General features: G+C 55.9%; 16 protein-coding genes and 1 pseudogene. 10 read left to right on the top strand and 7 right to left on the bottom strand.

Annotated elements, in window-relative coordinates:
- Positions 1–17: 17 nt before the first annotated feature.
- Together ALTER154_RS20455 and ALTER154_RS20450 are read right to left on the bottom strand one after the other, a co-directional pair.
- Positions 18–1,244: a cytochrome P450 gene (locus ALTER154_RS20455; RefSeq protein ID WP_160089825.1), complete on the bottom strand. Its 1,227-nt coding sequence runs from the start codon at positions 1,242–1,244 to the stop codon at positions 18–20.
- A gap of 21 nt (positions 1,245–1,265) precedes the next feature.
- Entirely contained in the window at positions 1,266–1,586 is a 321-nt protein-coding gene (locus tag ALTER154_RS20450; protein ID WP_160089823.1) for a 2Fe-2S iron-sulfur cluster-binding protein, read from the bottom strand.
- 286 nt (positions 1,587–1,872) lie between these two features.
- Between ALTER154_RS20450 and ALTER154_RS20445 the strand changes: the two genes are divergently transcribed.
- Together ALTER154_RS20445 and ALTER154_RS20440 are read left to right on the top strand one after the other, a co-directional pair.
- Positions 1,873–3,027, top strand: a complete 1,155-nt coding sequence (locus tag ALTER154_RS20445; RefSeq protein ID WP_218585087.1) for an acyl-CoA dehydrogenase family protein — start codon at positions 1,873–1,875, stop codon at positions 3,025–3,027.
- A gap of 2 nt (positions 3,028–3,029) precedes the next feature.
- Positions 3,030–4,028, top strand: coding sequence for an acyl-CoA dehydrogenase family protein (locus tag ALTER154_RS20440; protein ID WP_160089821.1), 999 nt, complete (start codon positions 3,030–3,032; stop codon positions 4,026–4,028).
- 357 nt (positions 4,029–4,385) lie between these two features.
- On the opposite strand, the gene ALTER154_RS20435 is transcribed toward ALTER154_RS20440, so the two are convergent.
- A complete protein-coding gene (locus ALTER154_RS20435; RefSeq protein ID WP_160089819.1) occupies positions 4,386–4,568 on the bottom strand; it encodes a hypothetical protein in 183 nt (60 codons plus the stop codon).
- Positions 4,569–5,370: 802 nt separating this feature from the next.
- Here ALTER154_RS20435 and ALTER154_RS20430 point away from each other — a divergent pair.
- Entirely contained in the window at positions 5,371–5,676 is a 306-nt protein-coding gene (locus ALTER154_RS20430; protein ID WP_160089817.1) for a MobC family plasmid mobilization relaxosome protein, read from the top strand.
- Positions 5,666–7,990: a relaxase/mobilization nuclease domain-containing protein gene (locus ALTER154_RS20425; RefSeq protein ID WP_160089815.1), complete on the top strand. Its 2,325-nt coding sequence runs from the start codon at positions 5,666–5,668 to the stop codon at positions 7,988–7,990. Before ALTER154_RS20430 ends, ALTER154_RS20425 begins: the two co-directional genes overlap by 11 nt.
- 247 nt (positions 7,991–8,237) lie before the next feature.
- Here the strand turns inward: ALTER154_RS20425 and ALTER154_RS20420 are convergent.
- Positions 8,238–8,711 (bottom strand): annotated as a pseudogene (locus tag ALTER154_RS20420) (transposase); the annotation flags it as partial.
- Positions 8,712–8,913: 202 nt separating this feature from the next.
- Here ALTER154_RS20420 and ALTER154_RS20415 point away from each other — a divergent pair.
- The 5 genes from ALTER154_RS20415 to ALTER154_RS20395 all read left to right on the top strand — a co-directional run bounded on the left by ALTER154_RS20415 (position 8,914) and on the right by ALTER154_RS20395 (position 11,981).
- Complete coding sequence (locus tag ALTER154_RS20415) at positions 8,914–9,186, top strand: hypothetical protein (RefSeq protein ID WP_160089813.1); 273 nt, start codon at positions 8,914–8,916, stop codon at positions 9,184–9,186.
- Positions 9,183–9,539: a helix-turn-helix domain-containing protein gene (locus tag ALTER154_RS20410; protein WP_160089811.1), complete on the top strand. Its 357-nt coding sequence runs from the start codon at positions 9,183–9,185 to the stop codon at positions 9,537–9,539. Before ALTER154_RS20415 ends, ALTER154_RS20410 begins: the two co-directional genes overlap by 4 nt.
- A 3-nt stretch (positions 9,540–9,542) precedes the next feature.
- On the top strand, positions 9,543–10,562 hold the full coding sequence (locus ALTER154_RS20405) for an ImmA/IrrE family metallo-endopeptidase (RefSeq protein WP_160089809.1): 1,020 nt from the start codon (positions 9,543–9,545) through the stop codon (positions 10,560–10,562).
- A gap of 80 nt (positions 10,563–10,642) precedes the next feature.
- Positions 10,643–11,209, top strand: a complete 567-nt coding sequence (locus tag ALTER154_RS20400; protein WP_160089807.1) for a C1 family peptidase — start codon at positions 10,643–10,645, stop codon at positions 11,207–11,209.
- On the top strand, positions 11,187–11,981 hold the full coding sequence (locus ALTER154_RS20395; RefSeq protein ID WP_160089805.1) for a hypothetical protein: 795 nt from the start codon (positions 11,187–11,189) through the stop codon (positions 11,979–11,981). The genes ALTER154_RS20400 and ALTER154_RS20395 overlap by 23 nt, the downstream gene beginning before the upstream one ends.
- Here ALTER154_RS20395 and ALTER154_RS20390 read toward each other — a convergent pair whose 3' ends face one another.
- From ALTER154_RS20390 to ALTER154_RS20380, 3 genes are read right to left on the bottom strand one after another with little or no spacing between them, the layout of a single operon-like run.
- Positions 11,982–12,653, bottom strand: a complete 672-nt coding sequence (locus tag ALTER154_RS20390; RefSeq protein WP_160089803.1) for a uracil-DNA glycosylase — start codon at positions 12,651–12,653, stop codon at positions 11,982–11,984.
- Positions 12,650–13,864 (bottom strand): nucleoside triphosphate pyrophosphohydrolase family protein, encoded by a 1,215-nt coding sequence (locus tag ALTER154_RS20385; protein ID WP_160089801.1) that lies wholly within the window; start codon positions 13,862–13,864, stop codon positions 12,650–12,652. Before ALTER154_RS20385 ends, ALTER154_RS20390 begins: the two co-directional genes overlap by 4 nt.
- Positions 13,865–13,884: 20 nt before the next feature.
- The gene (locus tag ALTER154_RS20380; protein WP_160089799.1) at positions 13,885–14,175 is read right to left on the bottom strand and encodes a DUF4031 domain-containing protein; all 291 of its coding nucleotides are present in this window, start codon (positions 14,173–14,175) and stop codon (positions 13,885–13,887) included.
- Positions 14,176–14,242: 67 nt separating this feature from the next.
- On the opposite strand from ALTER154_RS20380, the gene ALTER154_RS20375 reads away from it, so the two are divergent.
- Positions 14,243–14,569 (top strand): helix-turn-helix domain-containing protein, encoded by a 327-nt coding sequence (locus ALTER154_RS20375; protein ID WP_160089797.1) that lies wholly within the window; start codon positions 14,243–14,245, stop codon positions 14,567–14,569.
- Positions 14,570–14,730 lie beyond the last annotated feature (161 nt).

The raw sequence follows: 14,730 nt of genomic DNA, 5'->3' as shown, positions 1-14,730 counted from the left end.
GATCAACTCCTTCGTGATCAAGCTGACTTCGGGGTCCAGCTTAGCCAGAGCTCGGAGACGTTATTGACCATGCCCGCACCATGTCGCGGCACAGTGCCAGGCTTGATTTGGAACTCCGGAATGCGCGGAAGCCACTCTTCTAGCCAGACTTTCAGCTCGCGGCGGGCAAGAATCGAGCCCGGGCAGCGGTGTGGGCCGTTGCCGAATGCGGCGTGGGGAATCGGCGCTGGGCGATTGAAGTCCACAGTCATCGGGTCCGGCACAGTGTCATCATCCAGGCCCACCAGTGCGGTAACGCCTTGCAACTGTTCGCCAGCTTTGAGCTGGACGCCGAGGAATTCGTAGTCCTTGACGATCAGGCGTGCGGTGTTTGAAACGCCGTGACGACGGATTAGCTCCTCGATAGCGTGAGGAATAAGTGCTGGGTTTTCGCGCAGCTGGCGAACATGGTCTGGATGGGTGGCGAGAAACTTGGCACAGAAGCCGAGCATGTTCTTGACCGTGTCCAGTCCACCACTGAGTAGCAAGGTGCACATGCCCACGACATATTCTTCGGCGATAGGCTCGCCCTTGATCTTGCTGTTCATGATCTTGCTGATCAGGTCATCGTGCGGTTCAGCTTTGCGAGCATCGACAGCACTCTGGATATAAGCTTTCAGGGCCAAGCGCGCACTGTGAATTTGTTCTGGGTGAGGGCTGCGGGCGATGGCGTCAGCGGGTGCCATCAGCTGATGGCGATCTTCCAACGGCAGATTCATCATGCGTAGGAACACTACGATGGGCAGTACCTTGGTGAATTCAGTGACGAACTCACATTCACCGTTGGCAGCGAAACCCTCGATCAGAGAGATGGTGGTTTGCTTAACCGTTTCTTCCACCTCAGCTATCACCTTGGGCGAGAATGCCGGGGAGACCAGCAAGCGCCATGGGCCATGCTCCGGCGGCTCGAAGTCTAGCGGCGGCGCTGGGAAGGGGCGAGGTACGTTTGGAATCAGCATGGCCTTCATGGAGAAGTGCTCATGGTCCTTCTGTACTTCTTCAATGTCCTTGCCGCGGGTGATCATCCAGTAGCCACCGTTGCGCGGGGTCCAGAAGATTGGCGGTGCCTCACGCTGGACGCGCTTCCACGCGAGGTGAACGTCTTCATTGGCACCTTCCAAATTGAAGATGTCCACGTCGTATACCAGTTCCGGAGGTACGTGCGCGGGGCGCTCGGTAAGCGCTGGAATGCTCTTGACTGTCATGGGTAAGCCTCTTGGCCGGTATTAGTATTGGGAGGCGGGCAGATGGATCACCAGACCGTCCATGGCGTCGGAAACGATGACTTGGCAAGTCAGACGGCTGTTGGGACGCGCGTCGACTGCGCAGTCGACCATCACCAGTTCCTCATCGGACGGAGCGGGGATTCGGTCAACCCACTCTTCGTCCACATACGCGTGGCAGGTGGCGCAGCTCAGACAGCCGCCGCACTCGGCGGTAAGTCCGTCGATGCCGCTAGCCAGAGCCGCCTTCATAAGGGAGTCGCCATTCTCGGCATCGACTTCGATGCGTTTGCCAGTGTGTTCAATGAAGGTGATTCGGGCCATGGTGTATCTCCTCACTAGCTTGCTGGGACTCGACGCTTCTAGGTGGCATCGAGGTTCTCTACGAAATTGACTTCGTGGCAGTGCTGTCAGCGAGGTCTATGTCGATAATGGTCAACTTATATACCTAAGTTTGTCAAGTCTGGCTTTTTGACCTTTTGAGCGCCTAATCCGTGGTTGTGCATAAGCGATCGCGACTTCTGTTTTGGTGCTGTGCGGGCTAGCCAGGTGCGCGCACACGCATTTATAATAACTAGGTTAGCGACGTTATCTATATGTGGGAGGGGCTGTGAATTTCTATCCTGGCGATGAAGAGAACCGCTACCGCGATCGTATGCGGGAACTGGCTGACACCTATGGCTGGCCGGAAATGAAAGCGTTACGGGAGGAGGTCGAGGGCTTACATATTGAGCGCTACTCGATGACCTTCCAGCGCCAACTGGCCGAGCATGGTTTGATCGGCCTTACATGGCCGAAGCCTTATGGGCAGGCAGCGCGTATCGATCAGCAGTTCCTAATGGCGGAAGAGCTGGAGTGCCAAGGTTTTCCCGGCTATGGCCTGACGACCAACCAACGCGGTGGCGGCATGCTGCTGCGCAGTGGCTCTGCTGAGCAGATCGCTGAACACTTGCCCCATGTGGTCGATGCGAGCTGGACCTATTGCCAGGGCCTTTCCGAGCCAGGCGCTGGCAGTGACCTGCTGGCATTGAAAACTCGGGCCGTGCGTGATGGTGATCATTACGTGGTGAATGGCGCCAAGCTGTGGACTTCCTCCGCGCACGTTTCGACCTGGTGCAGCCTGCTGGTGCGAACCGATCCTGAGCAGATTCGCCACCGTGGTTTGTCGCTATTGCTGGTCGACTTGCAGTCCCCAGGCGTGACCATCCAGCCGGTATGGGTGATGGGCGGTTGGCGGGTGAATGCGGTGTTCTATGACGACGTCCGCGTGCCTGCTGCCAATTTGGTCGGGGAAGAACATCAAGGCTGGAGCGTTATCACCGGCAATCTGGACGAAGAACGCGCAATGAGCTTTGGTGGCACAGAAACGCGCTTACTGTGCGCGCGTCTGATTCATCGCCTCTCGGAAAAAGCCGATGAACTTTCAGAGAGCGACCTGCAGACGCTAGGCCGCTTCATCATGGATCTGGAAGCCGACCGCCTGCTTTATCTGCGAGTGGGCCTTTCGGCTGCCCGCGGTGAAGACACCTCAGGCACAGGCCCGATGAGCAAAGTGCACGGCTCTGAATTGGCCCAACGGTTCATAGAATGGGCAGCCGAGTTGCTCGGCCACCAGGCGCTCTATCCCGATAGCGAGGATGTGCTTGCCGCAGACCTCGAACAACAACTGCGCGTGGCTACCGTACTCACGGTTATTGGCGGTACCAGTGAAGTACAGCGCAACATCATCGCCAATCGCCACCTCAACCTGCCGAGGAGTAACTGAGCATGCTGGACGAACGTTGGAGCGACGAAGTCGAAGAAATTGGCGATACCCTGCGTAAGGTCCTCGCCAAGCAGTGCAGCTCCGAGCAGATTCGTGCTGCCGAAGCCACAGAGACCGGCCTTTCGCAAACGCTGGCGCAGGAACTGACGGCCTTTGGGCTGGACGACCTGCAAGCAGAGCCAGAGCTGTTTGCGCGTATCGCTTATGAGCTGGGTCGCGCACTGGCACCGACGGCCTATGTTGAGACTATCCCAGTACTGGCGCTAACGGGTGCTGCAGGAGTGTCCGTAGGGTTTGACGGCCCAGTGCCGGCTGCGAACCAGCGGGTCGCTGTCAAGGGCGAGGATGGTGTCTATATCGAGGCACTACTCGGGGAGCCTCGGCGCACGGCTGCGGGCGATATCTTGGTTGAGCACCAGTCCGGTGTGGTTGCGGGCGAGCGATTGGGCGACTGCCAATTGGCTGATCGAATCTCTCGATATGCGACCTTTATCGACGCTGCACGCATGACCGGCGCCGGTCAGGCACTGTTGCAGTATGGTCTGGCATATGCACGCGAGCGTGAGCAGTTTGGCAAGATCATTGGCAGCTACCAAGGTGTGGCTAACCGCTTGGCCAATGCCGCGGTGTTACTCGACTCGGCCGAGTTGATGGTGCGCAAGGCGGCGTTTACCGCGAGCCCGGATGTTGGTGGTGACGGTACGCCTTCTACGGAGTTCGCCATCATGGCACGTACGAAGGCTGCCGATGCGGCGCGCTTGGTAGCAACCGCAGTACATCAGATTTTCGGCGGTAATGGCTTCGCCATGGAGTACGACGTACAGCTTTATAGTCGCCGTCTACGCAGCTGGGCCAATCGTGGTCGTCGTTCAGGCACCGATTTGGCTGACCTAGCGCGGACGATGCTCGATCCTGCGCGCCGCGATGCGGTACGTCTGCTTTGGCAGCACGACATAGGCCTGCCGCTGCCGCGCTGGGCGCGTGAAGCTGATGCGATCTGACGAAGACAGTCCGGCATGTCTAGCCAGGGATGCACCAGAATGATTGGCGCTGATCGCCACGCCGACCCCCGGTTTCCGTCTGGGGGGTATTTGTGGCGGACCCCGCCAATAGTGCTGCGTGAAGAGTGCCGCGGCCGGTATCACCGATTGAAGATGGCCTGCCAGTTTCTGCTAGCGTGGTCGTTGATGGTTCTTATGTTGCTTGGTGGCGAGCGCCCCCCCCACGCGGGCGCTCGATTTGAATCAGCATCGCCGCATGCTGTCCAGGCTTGCTTAGTATCCAGAAAGCCTCGCGTTAGCTACACATTCCCCAGTCGTTGTTATCACCTACTGTTGTGGCTCGCGTGGATGTTTGAGTCAGAGTGCGGCGTCTACGTTGGCAAGATGAAGAGAACGGATCTTCGAAATAGTCAGTGCTTTCAGGATTTTCTCTCTGATTGCCGAGTGGTCTGCCGTACTGACTTTCGTGCCGCCCACGCCGTTCCCCATCGCAACCAAAATCTTTATTTCCGATCGTATCATTTCGGTACGGTTTGTCATGGCAGCCTTCTCGCTAAAAGCGTCGTTGAGAAGTTTAGTGGCAATCTGACTCCCGTGGCTTGGTTTTCCCAGTAGCAACGCACCCGCGTCTTTGGCATCGGCAACCGGCTATTGGGATGGGGCTACAGGCCCACACCGTGCTCTACCTGTCAGACCAGAGTGATCACAGCGTGTAGTCGAAACGCGTGTGCCGAGTTTTTCCTTGACCTGTGTTGCTATCACTGAGGTGAGGGCGATGGCTCATCTTGCTTGTGCTTCTGAATAAGTTGGCAACCAAACTAACCATCACTGGATTCCATCCCTAAATGAAGTGCACGACGGCGGTCATGCGTGTGAGCAGAAGTGCTCTTCTAGCTGCTGGTCCATGATGCGTCTCCCATTTAGGAGCTCTCTTTCCGACTGCGGAGTGCAGGAGTCCATTTGGGCTCAGCGAGACCCAGGTCGGTTCCATTGATCCGAAATCGGAATTGCACGGCCGAATTGGGAATCTAATGATCCAAATTTGGAAAGAGAAGGCCCAATTGGGAATGACTCTACTGGTGAGTAACTGCACCGTACGCCGGAATATTCAGCACAAATTACCGAATTTCCGTCGATAACGACCAAGTTTCCTGAGCGATGTTTTTCAGCGAATTTTCTGTGGGATACTTTTCAAAGGTCGCGATATTTGCGAGCAAAGGCGTTGTACGTCACTCCGTTTCTCCCCACGCGGCCCGCTTTTTCTTCACTGCGTTTGAAAAAGAAAAGACGTCTTTAAAGCGTCAATAGCATTGACATAAAAATAATAAAAAAGGTGCTCATCATGGATAGAAAAACAGCGAGGCTGAGCCTCCGAATTACCCCGCAAGACAAACGAACCATTACCACTAGGGCTGCCGATTTGCGTCTCAGCGTCGCTGATTGGCTGGTCTTGTCCGCACTAGATCGCGAAATCATTCCGCCACGCTCCGTATGGGATGACGAATCGATCAGTCAGTTATCTCGTATAGGTAACAATCTCAACCAACTGGCGTATTGGGCGAATACAGGCATGCTTGTTGACGACTCCTCATTGCGTGAAATTGCAGTTGAGTTGCACGCTCTGCGGCGGCTGACAGATGATTTTTAAAGTCCGCAAGCACCGCTCGAAGCGACATTTGTGCAATCTGGTCAGATACCTGCTTCGACATGAAACGTCGAGCGAACGCGTGCTGCGACACGAGTCGCTAAATGCCCTGCCCATGCTGCCGGGCGAAAGCCCGCTCAACTATGCAAAACAGTGGTCTGAAGCCCTGTGGAGATTCACGCATCAGGAGCGCCGTGGGAAGAAACCACCGGAGGACTATTTCGCCCATTCAGTGATGAGCTTTTTTCCTGGGAATGATGAGCATGCTGCGGATCAGCTCACCGCTGAACAAGCGATTGAGTTAGCTAAAGAAGCTATGTCTGAAGTCGCGCCTGGGGAACGGCAGGTACTGTATGTCGTGCATGGCGATAAAGCGCACTTGCATGTTCATATCGTATTTTCTGTCGTCGAACGCGGTGGCCGTGTCTGGAATCCACGCATGGATTTTCGGCTCTGGGAAGCTGCCGCATCGCGATTAGAAATGAAGTACGGTTTGTACCGGGTGATGGTTGGCCGACCGTGCGGGGAGCCTGCTTGGAAAAAATCGCCAACCAGCAATGAACTGAACATGGCTCTTCGCACTGGAAAAACATCTGACCGAATGCTGCTGCAAGAGCTAGTCACCGCTGCACTCGCAGGAAAGCCATCTTTCCCTGTGTTTCTGCAGCGCCTGCTCAATGCGGGTGTTACCCCTATCCCTAATATTGCCAGCACGACTCGAGTAACCGGCATTTCTTTCCGGCTGGGAGATGGTCTGCCGATGAAAGGCAGTGATTTGGGCAAGGGATTTTCATGGCCAGCACTCGCCAAGAAACTGAACTTTGCAGCATCGCAACATCTTCATTTGCTTCGTCCGTTTGCAATCGAGCAACCTCAGCCGGGTGGAACGATTCAGTTTGAAGCGGATGTTGATGAGCCGACGCTACCGCCACTGCAACCGCTACCCAAGCTTCGCCGATTTATAGCGAAGCCTAGAGGTGACCAACACATTGATTGGGCCTGGAGAAACAAACCAACGCGAATCGCATTTATCGAGACCCCAAAAGTATATGTGGCGAGGTCGAACCATCAGGCTGCTTATGAAGGGATGGCAGAGCGTTCGCTGCAGCGTGGTTTGAAACGTGTGGGCGTCACTGGATCAGAAGAGTTTAGACGGAGGATGTGGTTCGAGTTATCTCTGCGCGGGATCACAGTAGTGGGTTACCAGCCAACAGAGGCAGATAGGAATCGATTGGAATGGTGGATAAATGAGCAAGCTACAAACGGCCAAGGAAATAACCCAGCAGGAAGCACAGAGCAGAACGGAAGAACTGTCACTCGCACTGTCAGTGAAGCTGGACCTGATGCGACAAGCGAAAGTATCGACGAGCGAAGAACTCGCAAAGACGATGTATCCGTTGCTCGAGGCAATGACCTCCTTGGCACTGGAAAATCAGGTGCTGATGAAGGAGATGCGCTCGCTGATGCGCGACGAAATTCTGCAGGTAAGGGTGGAGAAGGACGAACTGCGGGCAATGATGATGGAACTCAAAAGTCTGTTTCTAGCGTCGAACTCGAACCTGTAGAGCTGAACCAGGGAGTGCATCTCACGCCGAGCATGGGTCGAGTATCGCGCCTAGGTGAGGCTGCTTTGTTGCGCCATGGAGTGCACTCGGTACATGAGAGCGAAAGCTGGCAGGCGGTCATGGACATGTTGTGGGCGCTGGATCGTGGATTCGCTCGCTGGAGCATCACCTACAGCGTGCCGGGAGCATCTCAGCTAGGGGCGCTGACTAATCGTGACCAGGTTCTCCCCGAATGGGCGAATCTGCAGGTGCTCAACAGCCTGGGCTTTAACGTGCATTTATCTCTCACCTCGCAAAATAGTTGGCTGCATCTCGTCGGCGTGACCAGAGATGACCTCGACGCACTGAAAAGTCAGGGGGTTGTGCCGACAATTGAGTTCACGGCAGGTGGTTTTACCGAACTATATGTCCATGTGAATTATGGCTGTGAGAGCCGTCAGGTCATGGAGAGTTTGGCTGAGCAGATTCAGATAGGGCTCGAGGCGAGAGTTCGTGCGCATATCGGTAGCGTGTCATTTCCCCTGCCGGGATTTGACGGCTGGACCGATGGGCAACTGCAATCCTGCAGTGGTATCAGCTTCGACGGTAGGACGATGGGAACGCAGCTTTCGAGTCAGTTGAAGTTGCTGAAGGGAGAAGTAGGGCCGCCCAAAATACTAGGCGCTATACCAATGCTGCGTTCAGAGGCTCTTGCTGAGACTGACCCCGGCCGGCCTCGGCCCTCGGATGATTCTTCGCCCCCTGGTGCATGAGCCAGCCTGGCCAGTCGTTTGTACCTGATTTGCCCCGTCGACTGGCCGAAACCTGCCCGGGTTAGTCGGCTGCGACTGGCAACAATCGGCCCAGAGTGTGTAAAAACATCTACGCACCCTGGGGTCCTCAGCCTAGCGCTCCTGAGCGAGGTGTTTTCCCGAGCATTTGCCACGATCAGCTCCGAGAACGCATCAGAGCGTTTATGAAGCGCTTTGGCACCTCTTGGAGCAGTAAAAGCAGTGGCTTTTACGCCGTCATCGCCCTCAACAAGCCCTCGGTACCGATGATTTTCATCACCCGCTTCAAGTTATAGGCGAGCACATTCAAGCTCATCTCTGCACTCACCCCGTTCAGCTTTCGGGTCAGGAAGTGCGTTGCGCCCATCCATTGTTTCAGCGTCCCGAAGGGATGCTCAACAGTCCGTTATCGAACCCGCATTATCCCGGGCGCTTGGTTCAACCGACGCTGCATTTCCTCCAGCACCGCTTCATGCTCCCAGCGCCTTACTCGACGATTTGTGCTTGGCGTGCACTGGGTTTTCAGCGCGCAACTCTGGCACTTAGAACTCCAGTAACAGTGCATATTCATGCCTTTCTCAACGCTGGAGAATCGCCAGATCAGTGCCTCTCCCGCCGGGCAGGTGTATTCGTTTTGCGTCGCGTCATAAACGAAGGCATCTTTGTTGAATCGTCCTTCTGCCTTAGCGCTGGAGGTCACCGGCAGTTCCGGGTCAAATGCAGCACCGAATCGCCCCAGCCACGGCAAGACACAAATCACCTTTCAGCGTGGTATCAGATTGATTTCTCTTTAAACCCAGTTGTCCTATCGGCTTGTCAGTGGTGTTGAATTTCCCCAAAGCGCACTCCCTTTGACGTATTATTTTCGTACGTCTATTGTTTGTTTTTCTTACGAGAAATGTGCGATGGATATCAAAACGCAAATCGAACAGCTACTGGGTGCGTTCTGGGACAAGCGAGCGCAGGACATCGTCGATGATCCTTTGTCGACTGATGAGCTGGGGGCTCCTCTTGATTCCATTTCCGCTGTCGAAGCGTTTGTCGGTATCGACAAGCTGGTCCAGCGCAAACTGCCTGTTGAGCTGATCATTCGGCACGGGGGGTACGACTCGAAGGATCAGTTCGTCAGTGACATCACCGCCAAGGTTCTTCGGCATCTGAAGGACGAACCGAAATGACTGACGTGACGCATTCAGAGCGTAATGAATTTGGCGATCGTCTGCGGCAAGCCCGTGAGTACGTAGGGCTGTCGCAAGAGGAAGTCGCCACAGCCCTGGGGCTGCCTCGCCCATCTATCACCAACATCGAGCTTGGGGCCAGGAAGGTCGAGGCGGCCGAGCTCGGGAAACTGGCGAAGCTGTACCGTCGAACCTTGGAGTACCTGCTGACGGGCGTTGAACCTGCTCCAAGCGGGCCGGAACAACTGGCGTTCCTCGCACGAGCGGTAAACGGTTTGTCCGCTAATGACCTAGAAGAAGTCGCACGCTTTGCTGAATTTCTCAAGCAATCGGTGCGTAACCGCGGGGAGTAAGTCATGGCTGCACGCGACATCGCGATGGTGACAGCCAAGGTGGCTGCCGAGGTCTTCGCGTCCTCTCGCGCCATGGAGCGCATCGAGCAGGACGGCTACACACGCATCGATCCCTTTCGCATCGCTGCATGCGAGGGGGTCTCGGTTTTGTTGCGCCCTATGGAAAAGCTTCTCGGCGCCTTCATGCGTGAGGACAGCCCTGGCATTCTGGTGAACTCGGCTCGCCCTGCCGGCCTTATTCACATGACCTGCGCCCATGAATTAGGTCATTACTTCATGGGGCATCAGAGTGCGCTGGACGAAACCATCGACTACGGCGGCAAGGCCGAAGTGATGGAGCAGGAAGCTGAAACCTTCGGCTATCATCTGCTGGTTCCGCGGTCTTTGTTGGGCATCATCTGCAAGCGCAAGGGCTGGAACAAGACATCGTTGACCAATCCTCAGGTGCTCTATCAGATGTCTCTTCGGCTGGGCGTCAGCTACTCCGCTGCTGCCTGGTCGCTGGTTAGGCACAACATCCTTACGTACGACGTTGTTCAGGGGCTGTTGAAAGTCCAGCCTGCGTTGATTAAGCAGTCCTTGCTGCAAGGGCAATTGCCGGATGCCACGAAGGACGTCTGGCTGTTCGACGAATCCGATCAATCCTCTGTTCTGGAGCCTCGCCCGGACGATCACTTGGTGGTGCGCCTCAAGAGCCACGCGTCCGCTGGCTACCTTTGGGAAGCGGACTCGGTGGAGCAGTTGGCCGAGCAAGGTTTCACGCTAGTTCCGTTGGCAACCGCGAGCCCTGTTGCTCCCCGTTCTGTGGCGTTTGGCGCCGATTCCACGCTGGACTATGTGCTTTCGCCGAAACAGACGGATGTTGAAACCCCCCATCCCGTAACGCTTACCGAAGTTCGGCCATGGGTGGGCAAACAGGTCGGCGACGCCTCTTTCCATTCCTGGACTCATTTCGAGCCGATCACTGAAGGCCTTACCCGCGAGTCGAAGCGCGCGCTGATTCAGGAGGTTGCCGGTTCGTGATAACAGTCGAATGCCTGACTGACAGCTCTCCGGTCATGGCGAGAAATCAGGGGAACCGTCCGACGTGCTTGGCATTCGCCGTGACCGACCTGAATCGTCGCTTCGCGGAAGATGATCTCGGACCTGAGTATTTTTACCGCGCCACGGTTCAGAGAATTCCTGGCTGGAAACCCGGCGACGGTGTTCAGGCAGATGCGGCGGCCGAAGCTTCGCAGGCTGGACATGCCCTAGAAGCCCACTTCCCTTATCAGACAGTTGAGCCCGTCGTACCCCTTGAAGCCCTGCCGGACACTCTGGATCTGTTTGGTCATCCCATCTGTTTCTTCAATGCCTACGTTGGCCAACTGATCGATAGCATACGCATGGGTGTGCCGATCGGTCTGGCTCTTCGGCTCACCTATGACTTCTATTTGCCTGCCGATGGAATCATCCCTATCAGCCATTTGGTCCTGCCCGGAGCTATGCAGCACGCGGTGGTGGCGGTTGGTCTGGGGCATGATGCTCACGGCGAGACCTGGTTTTTGATCCGTAACAGTTGGGGAAAGGATTGGGGCCAGAATGGTCACGCCTGGATCCCCGCTGCATATATCGCTATGCATGCGACGTGCGCATTTGGAGTGGAACATGGCAGTCCTCATTCAGCATGACCGAGCGGTATCCGCCTGGCTGGCCGCGGCCCGCCATCTGGTGACGTGCCCAGACTACGTTGCTCGAAACCTAGTGTTGGAGATCACTTCGCCTGGGATTCTGGAGGCGCAGGACAGGGATGTCATTGGTACAGTCGATACCGCAATTCGCCGGCGCTGGCCGGGCCTCAGCGTGCAAACGGTAGCGGGCACCATTTTTCCGAACGAGATGTACCGCAGAGAAGGGCGTCCCGCATTCTACGAGTCCTACCTGAGCGCGATGGCTCGCGGGATGAAGGGCGGGACATGGGGCACCTATGCCTATCGGATGATGCGCAGAGTCAGTCGGGACGGCAAGACAGTCTTCAATCCGCTTGAGGTGATCGTCCGCAAGCTTCAGGCCTCCAAAACCGGACGCAGCTTCCAGGCGGTCTACGAACTGGGTGTGGTGGATGTCGAATACGACATTGAGGATGACGGATTCGGGTTTGAGTTGCCGTTGTACGATCCTGCCGCTGATCGAAACAAGCCGATGAATATGCCGTGCCTAAGCCATCTAAGTTTCAAGGTAACCGGTGACAAGCTGGACCTGACGGCGGTGTATCGATCTCATTGGTACGGCCAGAGGGCTCTGGGCAACTTGATTGGGCTGAGCAACCTGCATAAATTTGTCAGTGATGAGTCCGAATTCGAGCGAGGAGTTTTGACCTGCATCGCCACGCATGCCTATCTAGATGTGGAATCGTTGGGCGGTGCGAAAGCCGCTAAGCAGATGCTCGCGGCTTTTCCCTGATCAGAACAGCGAGCCCTGGCGTTTTGAACTGAACGTCTCCACCGGGATGTTGTACAGCGCGCTCATCCCGTTGCGGAAGTCTTTGATACCGCCGTAGCTGGGATGGCGAATGGCAACGACTTCGACATCGAAGCGGCTTGCGTAGTTATAGGCATCCCCGCCAATGGCCACAACCCGGCGCACCCCCAGCCACTTGATCAGTGTCTCGTTGAGCAGGTCGACCTTCTGCAGCTCGCGTGCAGTGAACTTGCGGTTGGTAAACGGATTGCCTGGCTCGTGCGGATGAAACGGAAACACGTTCCACAGCAGCGGCGGAAGTGCGAGCGCTCTGAGCACTGACCATATTTCGGAAGCGGTTCGCTCGACCACTGCAGGACCGACCGTTGCCTGCTTGAGGTTGGAGCCCGGATAGCGCGCCATCATTTCCGGCAGGTGGAATTCGTCGGTCAGTGCAAGCCCCGTCCGCCGTCCGCCGCGATAACCCAGATCGCGTCCCATCCAGATGGTGTCGACACCGATGTCGGTCGCAGCCTTGAGGTAGCCACGCAGGTTGCGCCGGCGCGCGGCGACAGCATCGCTGCGATCGTGAACGGGGCACTTGTCAGCGTAGGGATTGAACACGTTGTCTAGTTTTAGCTCAGACAGGGCATTCACAAAGGCGGTAGGGTTCATGGGTGCTCTTTCTTTTCTAAAGGTTCAAAGTGCATGGTGTGCTCGAGCATGTTGACATGTACGGTGCCGCGTCGATGCTTTTGTAATTCGCGAAAGACTTGGAACCCGGTGAGGATCGCTTTTTCCCACTGCCATAGTCTGCATGCCTCGACTTCGTAGCCTTCGACCATGCTTTTGATCTGTTTTAGCACGCTGTAATCCAGCGCGCCTGGCTCGGCGTCGATGTAAAACTTTCGGCTTTTGGCGTGGTTGAAGATCCACGTCGCGATGCCTTCCTCGATGATCATCGCGCGCGCACCGTCTTCGTTCTCATCTTTCTTCGAATCAGACTTGCGCTTGCGTTTTAGCAGCGCGCGCAGTACTGGCGACCAGCCCAGAAAGGCAACATAGGCCAGATGGAAAACGTCGTGAAAGCGGTAGTCATCCGGCTCGTTGCTGTTGTCGGTGAGCCGATCGCCGATGAACACCCCCCTCATGCTCTGCACAACGTAGCCGTTCTCAGGAGTACCCCGTTCATTGAACTCTATGGCTAATTCGGCGGGGAATTGTTCATGATCAGGGCACTCAAGATCAAACGGTGGGGGATAAACGGCTTCGTCGTCTGGCCACCGGCTGAGGATCTTGTTGATATTACTGCGTGCCACATCCTCGACTCTCAGGTCGAAACTGGCGCAGGCGATAGCGAGTTCGGCCAGGTGGACGCCCAGGTTCTGACCGCACGACAGGGGAGACATGGCCTGCATGGAGGCATAGGAGACCTCGACCAGAACACCAGCGCGGTTCGCCAGCTTGGCGAGCTGGGAGGAGCGATCGATGTCGTCCGGGCTCCTGCGCATCTCCATAAGGCTGTCGATATGCCGAAAGGTCACTGGCAATATAGGGGGCAGTTCGCACTCGCCAAACTGGGAGCGCAAATAGGCAATACAGCTGGCACCGATTTCATCCGGGCCAACATCCACGGCCGCAGCAATGTTAATCAGGTACCAGAGTGCGTCACCCAGCTCTTCGGCAGCTAGCTCACTGACGGATGTTGCCAGACTGTCACGGCCGACTTTTTTGACTGCTGAAAGCAGGCCGCCGACTTCACCAAAATAACCAAACTTCAGCTTCTGGTAGCCGCTTTCGTCGATCTGAAAGCGGTTAGTCCCGCCAGCCTTCAGGTGATATTGAGGGATTGATAGCGAGGGTAGCTGCGGCGTTGGTATCGGCATGGAAGGTCCCTCTCCATTGGTTAGATGCCGGAGAGGGCATCTCGATGAGCCTGGATCATCTCGGATCGTATCTGCCTTGCGCAACTAACAATTTTCTCCCTGTCTGCGCCATGTGCACCCATCGCCAGTGCTCGCGTCCTGACGGACTTTGTTACGTCGTAGTGAGGGTAGAGCGTTTTGGACTGGAACCAACTGCGTCTGAGTCCGAGCTTGTCCGCGAAGGCATGGAGTTCATCCAGCGAATCGGCAACCAGATGGTTCCACTCACGGCCGCGCCACTTGATTCCTTCTGCATCAACATAGACAGCCATGAAGCTCGCCTTGGGACGAAAAATGTGCAAGTATTTTGCACATATCTAGCAAAAAGAATCAACTGAAATGAATGCTTCAGAGCTCGGGAAAAGAATAAAAGCAGTGCGCTGTCAAAAGGGATTAACCCTGAAATGCCTGCAACAGATGACTGGCGTTCACTACACGCACATTTCCAAGATGGAGCGGGGTGGCTGCAAGCTGCTGAGCAAAAATTTGCTAAAAGTTTGTGATTTTTTGCATATTTCTCAACTGCCTCGCGATGAGCCTGCGCCACCTCAAAAGGTGGTCGACAGGGTTCAAGCGTTGATGCGTTTATGGCCACAAAGCGAAGGGCTGATTCGCCACTTCCTGGAAGGTGTTGAAACAGCACTGGAGAGCGGGCAGGCAAAATAGATAGATTGCGCCTATGCCGCAATCGGCTGAACCCGCATACAAAACGCCGGCATTGTCAGTAGGAAGTGGTTCGGGAAATCGACGTCGAGCGCCAGACCGCATTCATCCTTTGGCATGATTTCCGGGTGTGATAATCAGCGTGAGGTTTCTGGCGACTGGCT

It is taken from the genome of Pseudomonas sp. 9AZ (genome assembly GCF_902506525.1).
Lineage (GTDB): Bacteria > Pseudomonadota > Gammaproteobacteria > Pseudomonadales > Pseudomonadaceae > Aquipseudomonas > Aquipseudomonas peli.
Note: the sequence above shows the minus strand (reverse complement) of the source record. Positions and strands in the feature narration are given on the sequence as shown.